The sequence below is a fragment of the Lacibacter sp. H407 genome (assembly GCF_037892605.1).
Taxonomy (GTDB): Bacteria; Bacteroidota; Bacteroidia; order Chitinophagales; family Chitinophagaceae; genus Lacibacter.
On sequence record NZ_JBBKTU010000001.1, the window covers coordinates 4358107 to 4375996 of the forward strand.

15 protein-coding genes are annotated in these 17890 nt (G+C 41.0%); 4 read left to right on the forward strand and 11 right to left on the reverse strand.

Annotation, left to right across the window (positions count from 1 at the left end):
• Positions 1-31: 31 nt before the first annotated feature.
• The 3 genes from WG989_RS18755 to WG989_RS18765 form a co-directional block, all read right to left on the reverse strand.
• Positions 32-934: a hypothetical protein gene (locus tag WG989_RS18755; RefSeq protein WP_340431584.1), complete on the reverse strand. Its 903-nt coding sequence runs from the start codon at positions 932-934 to the stop codon at positions 32-34.
• A gap of 63 nt (positions 935-997) precedes the next feature.
• On the reverse strand, positions 998-1825 hold the full coding sequence (locus tag WG989_RS18760) for a helix-turn-helix domain-containing protein (protein ID WP_340431585.1): 828 nt from the start codon (positions 1823-1825) through the stop codon (positions 998-1000).
• A 95-nt stretch (positions 1826-1920) separates the two neighbouring features.
• Entirely contained in the window at positions 1921-2973 is a 1053-nt protein-coding gene (locus WG989_RS18765) for a serine hydrolase domain-containing protein (protein ID WP_340431586.1), read from the reverse strand.
• A gap of 197 nt (positions 2974-3170) precedes the next feature.
• Between WG989_RS18765 and WG989_RS18770 the strand changes: the two genes are divergently transcribed.
• Together WG989_RS18770 and WG989_RS18775 are read left to right on the forward strand one after the other, a co-directional pair.
• Positions 3171-3512, forward strand: coding sequence for a hypothetical protein (locus WG989_RS18770; RefSeq protein ID WP_340431587.1), 342 nt, complete (start codon positions 3171-3173; stop codon positions 3510-3512).
• A 60-nt stretch (positions 3513-3572) separates the two neighbouring features.
• The gene (locus WG989_RS18775) at positions 3573-3728 is read left to right on the forward strand and encodes a hypothetical protein (RefSeq protein WP_340431588.1); all 156 of its coding nucleotides are present in this window, start codon (positions 3573-3575) and stop codon (positions 3726-3728) included.
• Between the two features lie 56 nt (positions 3729-3784).
• On the opposite strand, the gene WG989_RS18780 is transcribed toward WG989_RS18775, so the two are convergent.
• The 3 genes from WG989_RS18780 to WG989_RS18790 all read right to left on the reverse strand — a co-directional run bounded on the left by WG989_RS18780 (position 3785) and on the right by WG989_RS18790 (position 7389).
• Complete coding sequence (locus WG989_RS18780; RefSeq protein WP_340431589.1) at positions 3785-4012, reverse strand: CDGSH iron-sulfur domain-containing protein; 228 nt, start codon at positions 4010-4012, stop codon at positions 3785-3787.
• Positions 4013-4178: 166 nt separating this feature from the next.
• Complete coding sequence (locus WG989_RS18785) at positions 4179-4754, reverse strand: DUF4256 domain-containing protein (protein ID WP_340431590.1); 576 nt, start codon at positions 4752-4754, stop codon at positions 4179-4181.
• A gap of 169 nt (positions 4755-4923) precedes the next feature.
• Positions 4924-7389 carry a TonB-dependent receptor gene (locus WG989_RS18790; RefSeq protein ID WP_340431591.1) on the reverse strand — a complete coding sequence of 822 codons (2466 nt, stop codon included), beginning with the start codon at positions 7387-7389 and terminating at the stop codon, positions 4924-4926.
• Positions 7390-7605: 216 nt separating this feature from the next.
• Between WG989_RS18790 and WG989_RS18795 the strand changes: the two genes are divergently transcribed.
• Positions 7606-8814 carry a glycosyl hydrolase gene (locus tag WG989_RS18795; protein WP_340431592.1) on the forward strand — a complete coding sequence of 403 codons (1209 nt, stop codon included), beginning with the start codon at positions 7606-7608 and terminating at the stop codon, positions 8812-8814.
• Positions 8815-8873: 59 nt separating this feature from the next.
• Here the strand turns inward: WG989_RS18795 and WG989_RS18800 are convergent, their stop codons facing one another.
• The 5 genes from WG989_RS18800 to WG989_RS18820 all read right to left on the reverse strand — a co-directional run bounded on the left by WG989_RS18800 (position 8874) and on the right by WG989_RS18820 (position 16268).
• Positions 8874-9128: a hypothetical protein gene (locus WG989_RS18800; RefSeq protein ID WP_340431593.1), complete on the reverse strand. Its 255-nt coding sequence runs from the start codon at positions 9126-9128 to the stop codon at positions 8874-8876.
• A 138-nt stretch (positions 9129-9266) separates the two neighbouring features.
• Entirely contained in the window at positions 9267-9701 is a 435-nt protein-coding gene (locus WG989_RS18805; protein WP_340431594.1) for a VOC family protein, read from the reverse strand.
• 724 nt (positions 9702-10425) lie between these two features.
• Complete coding sequence (locus tag WG989_RS18810) at positions 10426-11367, reverse strand: hypothetical protein (protein ID WP_340431595.1); 942 nt, start codon at positions 11365-11367, stop codon at positions 10426-10428.
• A gap of 229 nt (positions 11368-11596) precedes the next feature.
• Positions 11597-12685 carry a hypothetical protein gene (locus WG989_RS18815; protein WP_340431596.1) on the reverse strand — a complete coding sequence of 363 codons (1089 nt, stop codon included), beginning with the start codon at positions 12683-12685 and terminating at the stop codon, positions 11597-11599.
• Positions 12686-12935: 250 nt separating this feature from the next.
• A complete protein-coding gene (locus WG989_RS18820) occupies positions 12936-16268 on the reverse strand; it encodes a VPS10 domain-containing protein (protein WP_340431597.1) in 3333 nt (1110 codons plus the stop codon).
• Here WG989_RS18820 and WG989_RS18825 point away from each other — a divergent pair.
• Positions 16229-17860: a M28 family peptidase gene (locus WG989_RS18825; protein ID WP_340431598.1), complete on the forward strand. Its 1632-nt coding sequence runs from the start codon at positions 16229-16231 to the stop codon at positions 17858-17860. The genes WG989_RS18820 and WG989_RS18825 overlap by 40 nt on opposite strands.
• Positions 17861-17890: the final 30 nt, after the last annotated feature.

A 17890-nucleotide genomic window follows, 5' to 3' on the forward strand; every position in this document is an offset into this window, starting at 1 on the left:
CATTCGTCATTTATCGCTCACAGCTTCCCTTTCACCTCTTCATATCCCGTTCCCAATTACGAACCATATCAGCAACAGGTTTAGCGCCAGCGCTATCAAGGAACAACAGCAATTTTTCATTCGTCAGCGAAGTTTGTTGCTGCTGCAATGCTTTCCACAACCTCGTCACCAACTCTTTTCCACCTTTTTCATAAATATCCCCTGCAGATTTATGCCAGCGACATTGGTACCAACCATAATTCTTTGCATGATATTTTCCGATCTCTTCATATCGCTCCTCTACATCCTGCAAAGCGGTGAATTTGTATTCTTTTGTACCACCTGCAATTACCATATTGGGAAATACAGTTAGTGCGGGCAGTTGCTCCGGTTCATTTTCTGCGATGTATGTATGCAATAAAATATTACAGAACAATTCTCCCATCCAGTTGCGATGCATTTTCAATCCACCCTGTTGGTGAAATGCATGACCCAATTCATGCAATGCCAGCAGATCAAAAAAAGCTTCCATGCTCAATTCACCTTTACTGTTGCGATAGGTTGTTTCAATTTGCTTTCGCAAGTCAGCAGGCAATTGCTCCAATGGCGGAATAAAACTTTTCCAAAACGGATTATCTTCTGCCGCTACAATCAACGTTTGCTGATTGGTATAATGCGGCATGCCGTACACCGGAAAATCAGTATAACTATTCCAGTCGGCTGCGGTAAGTACCAGCAATGTAACTGTTGGACGAAACTGCACTAATTGCTCATGAAAATTGATGGCTTTTTCCAATCGACGTGTAATAAAAGTTGCCCGTTGTTCATGTCCGGCACTATGATACACACGAATGCTTTTACTTTCCAATGCAGTTAGTTTGTCGAAGTTCTGTGCCTTTGTTGTTTGTGTTACCAATAGCAGAAATAACATGGAAAGATGAACCTTGATTTGCATAATGATTTTTTTATACAACAAAACTCGTTCAGCGAAAATGCAGAAAATAGTACGAAAACGACATTAGAGTCGAAGTGATGCCTGCAGACGGATGGGCAATCCGTCCAGTTCCTTTTCAATGACACCGGGAGCAACGCCGGCAAACTGTTTGAAATCACGGATCAGATGCATCTGATCAAAATAATTGCATTCATGAGCGATCTTTGTCCAACTGATATCGGGAGAGCTTTCCCGTATGCGATAGGCTTTGGAAAAACGAATGATCCGTGCAAATAATTTCGGCGGCAAACCGATACGTTCTTTACTCACCCGCTCAAACTGACGTAAACTTAAGCACGCTAACGAAGCAATTTTTTCAATGGAGATACTGCCTTCGCTTCGCACCAATTCCAACATAGCCTGATCAAACGGCAATACCTGTTTCAATGATTTCACTTTTTGCAAAAGAAAATGTTCCACCACATCTTTAATGGCATCAAACCCATCTGCTTCCTGCAGTTTGTTGTTGAGCTCTTTCAGTTCTGCACCAAATACATCTTCCGCATCATAACTGCCATCGATCATATCAGCCAGCGATAAACCAAGCAACCGATGCAACCCTCCCGGATGAAACCCTACACGAACAGCTTTGTGATCATGATCCACATCAATACGAACACGGTTGAGTTGCGGACCCACAATTACACTACGTGGCTGTTCAATATAAGTATCGGTTCCCTCCAATTGTACTTTGATGCGATCGTTGATATAAAAGAACAATGAATTTTGCGGCGTTGGAGGATATGGACAGATGACTGCAGGCGCATCAGGATCAACTTCTGCATGCACCAGCATAATGCATTGCACAAATTCCTGTAACAACGGATGCGGTATATAAAATCGTGCCTGCAAGGAAATGATTTGACAGTAAGATACAAAACTTCTTTTTGAACTGTTTGCTGGTTGCAATCATCAATAAGACATAATTGCTGAGCACAAAAAGTCACTTAATTACTTTTATACAACAACTCCACAATACCATTTGCGATCACACCCGCATTTGTATGATCTGAATTTGTAAGAATGATGAAAGCAGTTTTATCAGCAGGGAAACGATAATACGTACTACGGAAACCGGGCAACGATCCGCCATGATTCACCATAGTACGGCCGTTATAGTTACCGACACGCCAGCCATAGCCATACCCTTCAGCTTTTGCATTAGAAGCATCAGTTGTTACTGTATCACCCCACATTTGTTCCCAGTTCTTTTTCTGTAACAGTTTACCATCCTGCATCAACAGTTCCCATTGCAGCATATCGGTAATGTTGGAAACAAACGCACCGCTTGGACGGAACGCAACATAATCGGTTGCATTTACCAACGAATCCTTTCCGGCGAATATATAGCCATCGGCACGGTTTGGCATCAGTACTCTTGTTGATGTGGATTGCGTATTGGTAAGGCCGTGTTGAGAAAAGATCTCATCGTTCATGAATTGCTGAAACGGTTTTCCACTGACTTGCCTTATTATATCTGCCAACATAAAATATCCAAGGTTGCAATATTGCCACTTGGTGCCGGTAGCAAATACCAATGGAACTTTGTAAGCAGCTTTGATCAACACGGTATCATGCTGTAACAGCATGGGTTGAAAAGCAGGTGATTCTCTTACCAGGCCAGACGTATGATTTAACAAATGACGGATAGTGATCTTGCTCCATGTTGATGGCGCATCTTTATAAAACTTTGTAACAGTGTCGGTCAACTTTAATTTTCCGGATTGGATCAACGTCATGATGCCCACGGCTACTACCTGCTTGCTCAACGAACCTATTTTGTACACGCTATGTTCTGTGGCCGGCACCTTGTGTTCCAGGTTTGCCATGCCATATCCTTTTGCCAAAACGATCTTTCCATTTACGACTATGCCAATGCTAAGACCCGTAATATTTTGATCGGCCATTTGTTTTTTGATCAATTGATCGATGGCTTCTAAGGGTTGTGCCGCAAGCAATGTTGACAGCACAAGAAAAACAAGACTGAAAAATAATTTCATAAAAGAAGATTTGCGTAAAGACAAGGTTTTGGCGGTTTGAAGATACAGCTATCCTGTTAGTGAAACGGCAAACAACTCACGTGAAATTTCCTACACTTTAAAAACTGTTTCCTGCGTTTTACTCAACTATTTTACAGGACTCCTTACTGTTGAATTATTTTCACAGGGCATTCATCAGTAACTGTTTTTCTATCATCATGAACCTTCGGGCCATTATAGTAATCGTTTGTTTCTGCAATTTATTCTCCGGTACTGTTTCGTACACGGAGAATATAGAATCACTGTTTGTAGCGTTGCAAAGTTGCAACAGCAATACAGTCAATACCGATGTTGAAAAAACCGATCGTAAAACAACCGACACTGACAGCAACGAAGATCCGTGCTGTTGCAGCAATACTGCCGGTTCGGTTTACGTACTACATGCAGGATTCAGTTATCATCCGGTTACCGTTTTTTGTACTGTTCCGGTTGCACATGTGGTGAACCATTACCGCACTTCGTATTTATCAAGTGTGTGGCGTCCACCGGCAGTTGTATAGGCTTAATCTGCACAGATAAACAATTCAATTTATTTCGTTTCAACTTTAAAATTTAAAAAAATGAAAAAGATCATTTATATGGCAATCGCCTTTGCATTTGTAAGTACAGTTTATGCCGGTGTTAGTGCCGACAAACCGAAGAAGAATAAGAAGCATACAGAGCAGTGCTGCAAAAAAACGGATGCTTGCTGCAAAAAGCAAACAGCAATAAAATAAGGTTTGTTTTAAAAAAGAAAGCTGCCTCTTACTGAGGCAGCTTTTCTATTTTGATGTTATACTGTTTTCTTTGGCGGAAGATCAAAGGCAACCGCTTCATGTTCAAAATGTCCTTTGTGTGAACCATCACAAAATGGTTTGTTCTGCGACAAGCCGCAACGGCAAAACGAAATAATTTCTCTGCCTTGCAGGTTATACACTGCACCATTTTTATCTACTACTTCAAAATCGCCTTCTACTTTCAATGATCCGTTGTTGTTTACTGTAATTTTTGTTTTTGACATCTTCTTTTGTTTAAATGTATTTGCTTACTGCTGACTATGAAAAATGAGATCGTTCAACCATGCACTTAATCAGATCAATGCATGATTCACTGATCGAACTGTTTTCTGTTGAAGAAAAACTAGTACTGAATTGTTGTGAACGCAGATGATGCTGTAACTACCTGCATCAAACCCGTAACGAGCCACGGAAGCCTCTTGCGGCGTAGTACGATTCGGCCCCGTTGTGATATAAAAACACTGTATTGTAGCGACGATCACAAAAAAGAGCGCCGTTGAGTTTTCTGATAGCTGCCGGTGTTTCGATCCAACTCGATGTTTTCAGATCAAATTCTCCCAGTTGCTGCAACGCACGGTATTGTTCTTCTGTTAAAAGTGCAATACCCATATCAGATGCCATTTCTACCGCACTGTTGGCCGGTTTGTTTTCTTTTCGTTTTTCCAACGCTTCATGATCATAACAAATACTTCTGCGTTCTTTCGGACTCTCGGGTGAACAATCATAGAAAATATATTCGCCGGTTTTTTTATCAAACCCAACCACATCGGGCTCGCCGCCGGTGCGTTCCATTTCATTGAGCGACCAAAGTTTGTCAGGATTTGCATCCAGTTTCGCCTGTACATTTGCCCATTCAATTCCTTTGTGACGTTTCACATTCTTTTCAAAACGGGCCCTTAAAATACCGATCAGCTCATCACGCTCTGCGGCTGCTAATTTCCTTTTTGTGTTTTTGCTCTTGCTCATACGTTGCTACGCTGTTTGGTTGTAGGTAATAATTACAACGCTCAAATGTACGATTCATTGAAATTCTTTTGTATGTAAATGGGGGTTAAATATTTTGTATGCAGGCGATTGGTCAACCTATCAGATGACCATAAACAACGAAACTGAAACAATTTCAAATCGTATTTCATTAAAACTCCTTCTCGCCCATTTCACTTACCGGCAAATTGATCTTCCTGTTTTTGCGTAGCAGGTTAAAACTTAACGACAGTTGCACCTGGTCTGTTTCGTAAATGTAGTTAGTGGTTGTATAAAAATCAGCTCCGTAAGTGGTAATGCGCTGGCGGTTCGATTTCTTTAGCCCTGCATCCATATTCAGCCATTGCAACTGAAAACTCCAGCGCTTATCCATACTTGTTTTCTTCACTGTAAAATTCGGAGTTAAGAAATAACTGTCTTCGCCTTGTGCAGTTGCCCGCAACGACAGATAATTTACGCTCAACTGCAGCAACCATCTTTTTGGTAAACTAAACGATTGTGTACTGTTGATGCTATACACCCAGCTGTTGTTACGCACAGCAACAGCGCCATTAAAAATACTTCCTTTAATATCGTACTTGTACACATTACCGCCAACGATGGTTTGCCAAACATCAGTTACCTGCATTGTAAAATTTGTTTCAACACCTGTTTGTATGGCACGGCCTGCATTGGTGTAAACACGGTTCAAAATAGTATCGTTGAAAACTTTATTCACCCGTTGAATGGGATTCTTTGTTTGCTGATGATACAGTGTAACATAAAAACTTCCTTTTGCGAACGATTGCTCAACACCCAATTCATAGGTGCCAATAAACTCTGGCAACAATTGCGGATCGCCTTGTTCCAATGTTTCTGAGTGTTCACGTTCAGGAAATGGATTCAATTCATAGTTGTTGGTGCGTTTGATGCGTCGGCTGTAACCTGTTTTCAATACCGCCCTGTCCCATGCCTCGTAGCGTAATTGCAACGAGGGAAAGAAATTCGTGAGCGGCAGTTTTGTTTTCTGATCATTCAACGAAAACAACAGATTGCGTTCCGATTCTTCCACCCGAATACCTGCACTGTAACTGAAGCGTTTTACTTTTTCTGCATACTGCACATAACCCGCATGAATATGATTGGTAAGATTTACATTGCTGGTAAAATCGGGATCTACCGTAAAGTTATTTGTGCCCGATACTTTTGTTCGGTAAAGAAAACGTCCGTCCTGCACATCGTACCTGTATTGATAACCCGCCTGAAAATTACCGTTGCCCACTTTTCTGCTATAATCCAATTTCAACCGGTATGCATTCAATGGATTTGAAGAAGGATTTTCAGTGTATTGTATAGTATCAGTTAGTGATGGGTAAGAAAGATTATTATTGGTGGTTAACCCTGAAAGATTCGCCCGTTCAAACAAAGCCGAAAAAACAAGTTTCGATTTATCGGCAAACAAATGCGTGTAATCGATATTGGCCAATGTAAACACGCCTTCTTTCTGTTGCGTATTTTCATTGAAGTAGGTAAAGTTGCTCACCGTTCCTGTTGAAAGATCTTCACGCTGATTATTGTACAACAGATCGGCCACACGTGTTTGATAACGCTTGCCAATATAAAAACCACTGCTGATGTTATTGTTTTTATTGATCTCGTAGGCAACTGCTAATCTTCCACCATAATTGTAGCGGTTAAAACTACGTTCGCCATTCGAAGGAAAACTTGTTTTGATATTGTTGATTACAGTAAACACATCACCTTCCCTGTAACCTGCCAGATCGTTACGCAGGTAATTAAATCCACCACTTACATCCCATTTATTTTTTCGAAACGCAGCCGATACATCCGCACTGTGCCGATGCGGATATTTATTGCGTTGATTGTTGTAGGTATTAAATGCAGGTAAGCCGCCCATTACATTCGCCTGTACCATTAACCCGTCTTCCACACCATTCTTTGTAATGATGTTGAGAATGCCGCTCTTACCATCCGCATCATACATCGCAGAAGGGTTGGTGATGATCTCAATACTTTCAATGGCATCGGCAGGTAATTGATTCAACACAAATGCCGGATCGCCCTGTGTTGTTTTGCCGTTCACCAATACTAAAAAACTGGTCGATCCACGGAGTGAAAGTTCGCCTTGTCCGTTTACAGAAACAGAAGGCAGGTTACGCACCACATCAATACCTGTACCGTTGGATGCAGCTCCAAACTGCGATGCTTTAAATACCTGTCGGTCTATTTTAAATGAAACAGGCGGTTTGATCCCTTTCACAATTACTTCCGCCATGGATGAAACATCGGGATAGAGATATAATGACCCAAGTTTATATTCCTGTGCCAGCTGATCGTAGGTAAGCTGAACTGTTTTTGTTTTAAAGCCCGTAAAACTGATGATGATCTCACGCAGACTTTTCTTTTCAGTACTCAGCTTAAAAAATCCTTTTGCATCAGAAGAGGTGGTTTTCAGTTTTACACCATTTGAATCAACAAGTGTAATGGTTGCTCCCTGCAACGGAGTTTTTTGCAAACTATCCACCACATTCCCAAATACAATGTTGGATGTTTGCGCCTGTACCTTGCTGCTGTAAATTACAAGGATGATGATTGCTAACCACTTCACTGATCTCATGCTTCCTTTTTGATTTGATAGCAAATATAACCGCAGAACAACAATTTAACCTTTCATCCAGCCTTCTAGCTGGTTTCAATTATGAGGGGCTCTCCGTTCAAACTGTGTTTCGCCCTGTTTTGTACTGTTGCAGCAATTTATATTTGGTAGTGCTGCAACAGAAAACACAAGGATTGATTTCTGTATTCAGTTCAACGAATTATAAAAAGTATGAACATGCGAACTCTTCATCTTGTTCTCCTGCTGTTAACGATTGCCTTTGCCTCCTGTAAAAAAGAAGCAGCTCAAACTGTTAACAATCCAAACAATAACAATCCAGTTGGCAACCCGCAAGGAAACTATTCAGGAACAAAGCTCACCGTATCTGGCGGAGAGAAAGTTGTTTCGCCATGGGTTGAACTTTCACCTGATACGATCTATACTTCGGTAAGTGGAATTTCCACATTATTTAAAGCATTCCCTGCCGGTTTTGAAGACAAAGCTGTTTCGTTTTTTTTGCCGAAAGGTTATATGGTTGTATTTGCCGCCAATTCTGATGGCACCGGCGAATCTATAAGCATTGTAGCAAAAGACAACGATATTAAAGCCAACTTACCGGCACGTTTGCGTAATAACATTTCATTTGTACGCTATGTAAAGATCAGCAACCCCGACAAGAAAGGAACTGCTTCTGTAAGCGAAGCAGCAGTACAGGCATTTGCTGCACAATGGTATTATGGATGGAGCCTCAACAAATCTTCTTTTCCCGACCAGCAATTCATTCCTATGACATGGGGTAAAGGCTCCTGCACCGATGCAAATGTGAAATACCTTGTTGAACGAAATGATGTAGATCATTTACTGTCGTTCAATGAGCCGGATAATTCTACACAGTCAAATATTCCTGTTATTGATACTGCTATCCAACGTTATAAAGTAATGCTCAAAACAGGTTTGCGATTAGGCTCTCCGGTAACAGAACAAGGCAATACGTTTGGTGCAGGAAAATGGCTCACTAATTTTATGGACCAGGCACAATTGCAAAAAGTAAGAGTAGATGTGCTTCCTGTCCATTGGTACGATTGGGGAAGCCAAACCAATAATGGTGCTACCGATTCATTAACAGCTGAAAAAGTGTTTACACGTTTTGTAAGCTTTATTGAAAAAGTTCGACAGGCTTATCCCACTTTGCCGATTTGGGTTACGGAGTATAATGCAAATCCAAACCGCTCATCTGATGTTGTTCACAGGTATTTTATGAAACTATCCACTGAATGGATGAACAGTACATCGTATATCGAACGGTATTCTTATTTCTTTCCTCCTGCTGTTCCTGCAGTGCAACCGGATAACAGTCTTACTGTTGCCGGTGCTTATTGGAAAAGTTTGCCTTCTTCCAAATCATTGTCGGGGAATATTGTGGCAGATGTAGTGTTGGTGCAATAAGAGAAATTAATTGAAAAGATAGTTACAGCGTTAAAAGATCATGACACTGTACGAAAACCCTATTGCAGCTTTCGCTGTTTTAAAATTGTTTCTACTTCTTTCAGTCGTTTACTTTTCGGATCGTTCACCAACCTGTAAATAATGTACAAGGGAATGAGCATCAAAAATCCAAAGTTGTTGTTGAAAACACTGTACACAACAATGCCTAACAGAAAACCAATAAATGCTGCATTTGTGATTGAAGTCGACCGAAGCTTTTTTGCTTCTGCCAACAGTTCCGCATCGGATGCTGTCGAAAAATCTGTTTGTTCCATTTATGATTGCAATTTAAGTTGCTGAGCAAATTGTTTGCATGCAAAATAATTGCTGTTTGGCACAAAAGCAAACAAAGAACGTTGTGCACAGGTATTGCAACAACTTCAACAAACTTTATCAAAGAATGATCCATCATTTCAGCTTCCGCTGTTGGCTGCATCAAATTCCACCATCCATTCAATTCCATATTTATCCCGGAACATCCCAAAATAAGAACCCCAGGGACTGTTATCAAGTGGCATTTCAATTTCACCACCGGCCGACAGACCATTGAACAAATGATCGGCCTCCTCTTTACTGGCAGCATGGAGTACAATTTTACTTCTGTTTTCCCGCTCGTTGGTGGGCCCCATAAATTCGGGCACATCGTTGCCCATTAAGGTGCTGCTGCCAATGGGCAATGCAATGTGCATGATCTTATCAGCTTCTTTTTCAGATGGCGTAAAGTGCTCATTGGCCATGTCTTTAAAACGCACGACTCTTGTAAACGTTCCGCCAAAAACAGATTGATAAAACAGAAAAGCTTCTTCGGCATTGCCGTTGAAGTTGATGTGAGGATTGATGTGTGCCATGTGTTTGTTGTTTGATGTTGTTTCAAAGCTAGTATTTATCAACACGACTCCACAGGCATAAATGCGACAATATGCAGGTGGATTGCGGCAGGGGAAGGATTAACCTTGATTAAATTTCGATTTAGCCTTATAGGCATATCTTTGTTTACTTACACGCTGGCTGTGCAGTTGCCGCTTCTGAAAGCTCAACATGAAAGAACAGGAAGAAATACGCTGCAGCCATGCGTCAATCATTCACTCATTTTAAATTGAAATCTATGTCGAAAAAGAAAGTTGAACCCAGAAAGAATAAGCCGACTAAAAAGAAAAGCTCAGCTCAGAAAAAAGCAGATCCAAAGAAAAAAGCACGGTAAGGTAAAAAATGCAGACAGCCCGGTTCACAGAGCCGGGCTTCTTTTTACGCCTTTGTTGGAGTTTTGGTTTAGGACTATAGCACCAGGCTTTTCCGCTTCGGCGCAAGTGTTCTGCAGGATCACTTGTTGCTGTTTATTTCTGTTCCGATTGTATCGGAAACTTCAAGCGCACTACCGTTGCAGTAAATATAAAGCTGTGCATATTTAAAAATGCTCAGCTTTTGTTTCTCAAATTCCCCGATGCAACGGGGCCGAATCAGTTGGCATCAAGTGATCCACTGAGGTGGAACACTTGCGCCAGTGGGGCCAAATCAGTATATACTTACGATATACGAGGAGACCTTGCTTGAAAGCAATGGAAACGAGAAGAACTAAGGACGTTCTTGTTTTACGGGAATATTTAGATTCTTTGCCTTTATCAATTCACGTATGTATTTGAAATATTCTTTGGATGCATCTGGATGCACGTATATTCTATAAATAAAGTCGGAAAGATTAATCCTAAATCTAAATGATACGGAATCATTGCCAAACATATAAACAATGCTTCGAAGTTCTTTTTCGTGACTATATCTTAGGCGCTTAAATAGAGTCGGAAACCAATAAGCATTTTGATTAAAATATGGTTCATCAAAATACCTGACTGGTTCATTTAAGAATGGAAGTTGCGTAACACTCAATACCTTATTTAATCTTTTTACGTTTGTAAGTATTCCAATGGATTCTTTCAAATTATCCCCACCGTATTCCTTCCATAAATCGTAATTAATTTGGTTATTGATATGCCAACAACATGCGAAACCAATCTTTCGATTAGCTTCCATTCTTAATTTATAAAGTCTATACGCCTCCTTTTTTTGCTCTTCATTTTGCTGCTTATCAAGAAGAATACTTCTCATGCAAAAACATGGGGCTTGTCCCTCAAGTTTATCAGCAAACTGATCTATTCTTGCATAATGTATTACTCCGTTATTAATTAAATCATCAAATTTGAATTTGGGTAAATAACGCCATATTTTCGTTTCGTTTGATATTTCTGGACGGGGTGGAAGTGCATTGATTACTGCTTTTGGAGTATTTTCTATATCCTTATATGTATCTCCCTCCTTTCTAATTCCTCTTTCAGTTATTTGAGCAAATATCACATGATTATCAATCATTTTGTAAGCTTCCGGCCCCTCGTAAAGGCATTCGTGGTGAAACGGCTTGGCCTCCCTCCCTGCCATAATAAAAAACTTTCGAAAATCAGGAGCTTTATAAGTCATCCCATCAGTAGAAAAAACAACAGAATCTGGGTATCTAATCTTATTCATTGTAACTATGTTTTACTGGTTGGTGTCCTCACCAACCACTTGTTATGATTTGTTTCGGTTGGCGAAGTCACAAACCGCTAAGAAAATTAATGATGGCATAGCCTGCCCTTATTCAGGCACAATAAGCCAACGCTTCTTCCCATCAGCACAACTCTTGCGCCAGCCTTCCAATTATTTAATTATATAGATACTTACGCTATAAGGAGATGTTCTTGGTAACAGTAGTTTTTTATTTGAACAAGATTGCTTCAATAGGATTTTTTATTGCCGATAATATATTCTCAGCAACTTTATCAATCAATTTTTCGCCCCAAAAAGGATCATGCATGTTGTAATAAATTACTCGTATATGTTTTAGATCAAAAGGCACATCTTCTTCATTTGAGCAAACTAATACAACCGGTTTCTTCAATGCATGGGCTATGCCCAATTCGTAATACACATTAGGGTTTCTCTGTGTGAGTTCAGCTATTAGTACTTTGGCAGAGCTAATTCCATTCCATATCTGGTCAATAATTTTTCCAGTACCAAAAATGTCATTGTCAGCTCTTAAAGGGGTTAATCCTGTTTTTTTAATGGCTGGCTCATATATCTGTTGATAGTATTCCCCTAATGGTGAAGCAAATGGCATCATAACAAAACAGCTGTCACCAGAAGAAATAAAAACACTCTTAGCAAGTTTTTTTATTTCGTCAGTTGAATCTACTAATGGAGTTGTTCGAGAAGAGGAAATATCTATTACCCTTTGTTTGTCTCCAACTTTTTCAAGAAGCTTTGCGCTCGACAATGAATCTGTAAATACTTCTATAAATTCACTTATTCTATCGGCTGGTACTTTGAAAGTATCTGCTAAGGCATTTTCAAAGAAAGTTCTATCTGGCAAATTTTCACCTCGGTAGTGTTTATATACGTCTCCTAATATTGGCGCATTTATTACAGATTCTCTGACACCATCGAGCTCATCTTCACTTGATTGCGGGCGAATTATTTTCTTTGCTAACTCGGTTGGTCTAATTTTTTTAGGCCCTGTTCTTTCTAAAAGCCCGTATTTTTTTGCTGAACTTATCTCTACCTGAAATGGGCCACCATAACCTACACCTACAAATTTTGCAGATTCTGATTCCGAGCATTCTTTTCCAGCATTCTGTTCTATAATCGCTTTCGGAATTCGAAGTGACTTTGCAAAAGAATGCTTTGGATAATTAATGTTACCAGACCCCTTAGTAGAAGGAGCTTTCAAATTTTTCTTTTTTGAAGCTGTTTTCGATTTGTTCGCTGCTTTTTTTTTGATGGGAGAAGGGGTGGTTGCCGTATCCATGTGATGTAGAGTGTTTTTAAAATTATCGTTAACACTAAATTATGCGCCACTTCCCATTAAACCAAATTTCCTAATTTTTTGCTTTTCAACTTATGGTTTGTCGCCTTTTTAGATTGTTTCAAAACAAAAGGCAACATCATCAGCCGCCCTTGCTTTCAATTATTCTTAAAAAAACCACCGACAGGGTTTCCTACCGCTGTCGGGGTTTCTCTACTATCTTCTATCTCCTGTATTCTATCTTCTCAACAACTCACTTCCAAATCGCCCCCACTCCCGCTTCACTCAACTTCTTATTCAATGTATTCAACCGAATCTCGAATGCTCCTGCCTGTATTTTAAATTTCACCCAGTGCACATCGTACTCCTTTTTCAAATCAAGGCTCGGTTGATTTACTCTTGGAATATCACTTTCGGTTTGATTAATGAGAAAGAGATAATTGGCGGTAAATTTATTGGGGAAATTTTCTACATCATCATAGGCTTTGCTTTTGCGCTGCACCATGTCTTCGTCCCATGTTTTCATGTCTTTACTTAAAGAGTCAGCTTCTTTTTTCAACGCTGCATATTTCGCATCAGTTAAGTTCCTGATGAGATCATTCAACTGCAAACGTTTACCATTTAGTTTGTTGATGAGTGTGTGCATGGCCGTTACATCGGCTTCCATGGTACTCATCAACGCATCGTAGGCACTGTATTCAGCAGGCGTTGTGGGGTATAAAGGATTAGCAGCTATCACAGCCGTAGCAGTTGTTTGCTGCGTTCCTGCTTTGATGGTTACTGTGTACGTACCGGGGATCGCTTTATGTCCGGCATAACTGCTTTCGATATACACATTCGGTATGCCGGGCATGGTTGCATGACGCGTATCCCATACAAAACGATTCAATCCTTTTTGTTTGCTGAGTGTAGGATTAGGAGATGGTGCGCCATCATAGTACGCAGCATTTTCTGCCACCGAACTAAAGCTGCGGATGAGTTTTCCTTTTGCATCAGTGATCGTCATGGTAACTGTATCAGATGATTTCAACTCCGGCAAGTTGTAATACAGCACTACACCGTTTGCAGGATTTACACCAGCACCACGTGCAGTGCCTGTTGGACTGGCTGCATTCATGGCACTATAACCATTTGCGATATATGCATCTTCCGGTTGATATACCTGCAAACCGCTTTGCTCTTTTTTATATTGACGTAAAACATTAAGATCATCCAACACCCAAAAACTACGGCCCGATGTTGCTGCAATGAGATCGCCTTTGTGCACACGCAGATCGGTGATGGGTGTTATCGGTAAATTCAATTGAAACGGTTGCCATTGTTTACCGCCATCAAATGAAACAAACACACCTAACTCCGTTCCTGCATACAAGAGATCTTTGCGTACATCATCCTCACGTACTACACGTGTAAATGCATTGTTAGGCAAACCGTTTACAAGTTTGGTCCATGTTTTACCATAGTCGGTTGTTTTGTAAATAGAAGGTGCGTGGTCATTAAACTTGTAACGTGTTGTAGCAATATAAGCCGTTGCTTTATCGTGTGGCGATACTTCAATGGCATTGATCAAACATTCCTGCAAACCTGCGGGTGTAATGTTTGTCCATGTGGCACATCCATCTTTTGTGATATACACATAACCATCATCACTACCGGTATAGATCACTCCTTTTTCATGTGGCGACTCTATGACGTAAGCCAATGTTCCATAGTTCTCTGCACCCACTGCTTCATTGGTGTAGGGCACACCACCCTTGCCTTGTTTTTCTTTTTCGTTGCGTGTAAGATCAGGTGACACTTCTTTCCAGCTGCGACCCATATCGGTTGTTTTCAACAGGAGTTGCGAACCATGATAATACGTATTCGGTTCGTGCTTACTCCAGATGATGGGTGCATTCCAGTTGTAACGGTACTTGATATCTTTTGCATCCTTGCCGAGATATTGAATAGGCGCAGGCATAATGTTGGTGCTTGCTTTTGCTTTTGTATCGAGCACTTCAATTGTACCCTGATAACTTCCGCCTAATACATAACGGGGATCGTTAGGGTCAAATGCAAGGAAGGCACTTTCGCCACCTGCTGATGCTTCCCAATCGCTGGCAGTAATAGAGCTGCCACCAAAAGTTCGATGCGGAATAGAGACCGATGTATTATCCTGCTGACCTGCATAGATGCGATACGGAAATTGATTATCTACATTGATACGATAAAACTGTGCCGTAGGCATTTGGTTTTGCGGACTCCATGTTTTTGCAAAATTCACCGATACTGCACAACCACCATCATTACTGATGATCATGTTGTTTGAATTTTTTGGATTGATCCAGAGATCATGATAATCGCCGTGTGTACCGCTGAGGTTCTCCCATGTTTTACCACCATCTCTTGAACGCAATGCCGGTGCACTTAATACATAAATGGTTTGATCGTTATTAGGATCGATAAACAATTCAATATAATACCATGCACGTTGAATCAACCGATGATCATCGGTAATGCGGCTCCAGCTGGCACCTGCATTGTTGCTCACAAATAAACCACCTGCTTCTTTCTCACTATCGCTTTCAATCAACGCATATACTTTCTCCGGATTGGAACGACTAACGGCAATGGACATCTTACCCATTTCTGTCGGCAGTCCATTGGTTAATTTCTGCCATGTATCGCCACCGTCAACACTTTTATACAAACCACTTCCTGCACCACCACTGATCACCTGCCAGGGTTTGCGGCCATGCTCCCACATGGATGCATAGATGATGCGTGGGTTGTTCATGTCCATACTCAATTCATTGCAACCTGTGTTTTCATTTACAAACAATACATTCTTCCAGGTGGCGCCACCATCCGTTGATTTATAGATACCACGTTCTTTACTCTTGCTATACAATGCACCTTGCGCTGCCACAAGTAAAGTGTTGGGATCTTTTGGATGCACCACAATGCGTGCAATATGTTGCGTGGCTTCGAGGCCGAGGTGTTTCCATGTTTTTCCTGCATCTGTACTCTTATACACACCATCGCCATGATGCGTCATTACACCACGCACTGCATGCTCGCCCATGCCAACGTAAACAACATTGGCATCACTTTCAGGAACAGCCACTGCGCCCACACTTCCTGTTTTAAAATAACCATCGGAGATATTGTTCCAGTTAAGACCAAGGTCATCGGTCTTCCACAAACCACCACCTGTTGTACCCATGTAATAGGTATTGATGTCGCCGGGCACACCGGTACCACAGTTTGAACGTCCGCCACGGAAAGGGCCAATGCTGCGCCATTTTACAGCGGATAATTGTTTGTTGAGATCGGATTTGCTTGTATCGAGTTTTGTTTGTGCGTTGATGGTGGTTGCTGTGAATAGAAGAGCAACGAAGAAGTATTTCTGCATGCGTATTGTTTTGGAACGGGTAAGATAAAACAAGTTGATGAAAAACAAGGCACCAATTACACGAATGAACACGAATGGATTTTTTCGATTACGGGGTGAAACCAAATGATAACGGGCGGCTCTGGTATTGCGTTTTTCTTTATCTTGTCTGCATGAAAAAGTATGTATTTCTACTGCTCGGTTTTGCAGCATTCCATTCTTCTGCACAACAAGTCAACATTTCAAAAAAGATTCAACAGGCCATGAACAGGATCGATACGAATACGATCCGTTCACATATTGCGTATTTGGCCGATGATAAATTGAAAGGCCGCCTCCCCGGCACCGAAGGCTACCAGATGGCGGTTGATTATGTGATCGATCAATATAAAAAAATGGGTGTTGCACCCGGCGGCGATAACGGCGGTTATACGCAGAAGTTAGTATTGCGTCGTTCGTTGTTGAATAATAAATCGACAGTGGCGATGTTGAAAGACAAACAAGGCAATATCGATTCTTTACAGTTTGCAGTTGATTATACTGCAGCACCACATCCCATGTTTACGAATGCAAAGGCAGAAGCTGAATTGGTATTTGTTGGTTATGGTGTAGAAATTCCCGGACAGTATTCTGATTACGCAGGTATAGATGTAAAAGGAAAAATTGTGGTGTTGATTGCAGGTGCACCTGATGGATTGATCTCAACACTAACAGCGCATTTCTCTAATGCAGGAAATAAAATGACGACTGCATTTACAAAAGGTGCCGTTGGTGCGGTGTTGATCAATTTAACAACAAGAATGTCGGGAAATGCTACGGCCGCCATACAATCGAATGTAGCCGTTAATCCAACTAAAACAGAAGCCTATGGCCGTGGTTTTACAGGCAATCTGAAAGTTGTACTCAACGGCGGTAAAGCATTACTAAGTCGCTTGTTTATGCATTCGGGTAAAAACCTGGAGCAGGTATTGGCCGATGTTAAAAAAGGGAAAGCATCTTCTTTTGCACTTCAATACAGTATTGCAGCTTCATACAGTACATCGCATACCGATTTTGAAAGTTATAATGTGGTTGGATTAATTCCGGGTAGTGATAAAGTATTGAAGAATGAATATGTGGTGCATTCTGCACATCTTGATCATGTGGGCATTGGCCGTGCAGTAAATGGCGATTCAATTTATAATGGTGCACATGATAATGCTTCGGGTGTTGCTTCGTTGCTGGAGATTGCAAGAGTGTATAAAACATCGGGTGCAAAACCAAAACGTTCGGTGTTGATCGTGATGGTTACTGCTGAAGAAATGGGATTGGTTGGTTCATCTTATTTCGCTGCGAACCCTACTGTGCCAAAAGCATCAATTGTTGCTGATGTAAATACTGATATGCCAACCGTGATCGCCCCGCTCCTTTCTGTTGTTCCATTGGGTGCCGAACATTCAAGCATTATGAACAATGTAAAATTTGCTGCTTCGTATTTAAAACTGGATGTAGAAAAAGATCCGGAGCCTGAACAAAATCGTTTTGTACGCAGCGATCAATATAGTTTCGTGATGAATGGAATTCCGGCATTACATATCAAGTATGGCAATAAAACAAATATCCCCGGTTTTGATCTGGATGCATTCATTAAACAATGGCGTGCAAAATACTATCACCAAAGTGCGGATGGTTTAGATGGCATCTTCAACTTTGCTGCAGCGAAAACATATGTACAATTGAATTTCCTCATCAGCTATTCCATTGCGCAAACATATGAAAGGCCAAGTTGGAATAAGGGTGATCTGTTTGGTACTGCGCAGCAATAATCAAAACATATTTCTAAGAAACAGCCGGAC

Coding starts and splice junctions, on each gene's coding strand:
- WG989_RS18755 (WP_340431584.1), bottom strand. CDS start 934: ATGCAAATCAAGGTTCATCTTTCCATGTTATTTCTGCTATTGGTAACA.
- WG989_RS18765 (WP_340431586.1), bottom strand. CDS start 2,973: ATGAAATTATTTTTCAGTCTTGTTTTTCTTGTGCTGTCAACATTGCTT.
- WG989_RS18770 (WP_340431587.1), top strand. CDS start 3,171: ATGAACCTTCGGGCCATTATAGTAATCGTTTGTTTCTGCAATTTATTC.
- WG989_RS18775 (WP_340431588.1), top strand. CDS start 3,573: ATGAAAAAGATCATTTATATGGCAATCGCCTTTGCATTTGTAAGTACA.
- WG989_RS18780 (WP_340431589.1), bottom strand. CDS start 4,012: ATGTCAAAAACAAAAATTACAGTAAACAACAACGGATCATTGAAAGTA.
- WG989_RS18785 (WP_340431590.1), bottom strand. CDS start 4,754: ATGAGCAAGAGCAAAAACACAAAAAGGAAATTAGCAGCCGCAGAGCGT.
- WG989_RS18790 (WP_340431591.1), bottom strand. CDS start 7,389: ATGAGATCAGTGAAGTGGTTAGCAATCATCATCCTTGTAATTTACAGC.
- WG989_RS18795 (WP_340431592.1), top strand. CDS start 7,606: ATGCGAACTCTTCATCTTGTTCTCCTGCTGTTAACGATTGCCTTTGCC.
- WG989_RS18800 (WP_340431593.1), bottom strand. CDS start 9,128: ATGGAACAAACAGATTTTTCGACAGCATCCGATGCGGAACTGTTGGCA.
- WG989_RS18805 (WP_340431594.1), bottom strand. CDS start 9,701: ATGGCACACATCAATCCTCACATCAACTTCAACGGCAATGCCGAAGAA.
- WG989_RS18810 (WP_340431595.1), bottom strand. CDS start 11,367: ATGAATAAGATTAGATACCCAGATTCTGTTGTTTTTTCTACTGATGGG.
- WG989_RS18815 (WP_340431596.1), bottom strand. CDS start 12,685: ATGGATACGGCAACCACCCCTTCTCCCATCAAAAAAAAAGCAGCGAAC.
- WG989_RS18825 (WP_340431598.1), top strand. CDS start 16,229: ATGAAAAAGTATGTATTTCTACTGCTCGGTTTTGCAGCATTCCATTCT.
- WG989_RS18820 (WP_340431597.1), bottom strand. CDS start 16,268: ATGCTGCAAAACCGAGCAGTAGAAATACATACTTTTTCATGCAGACAA.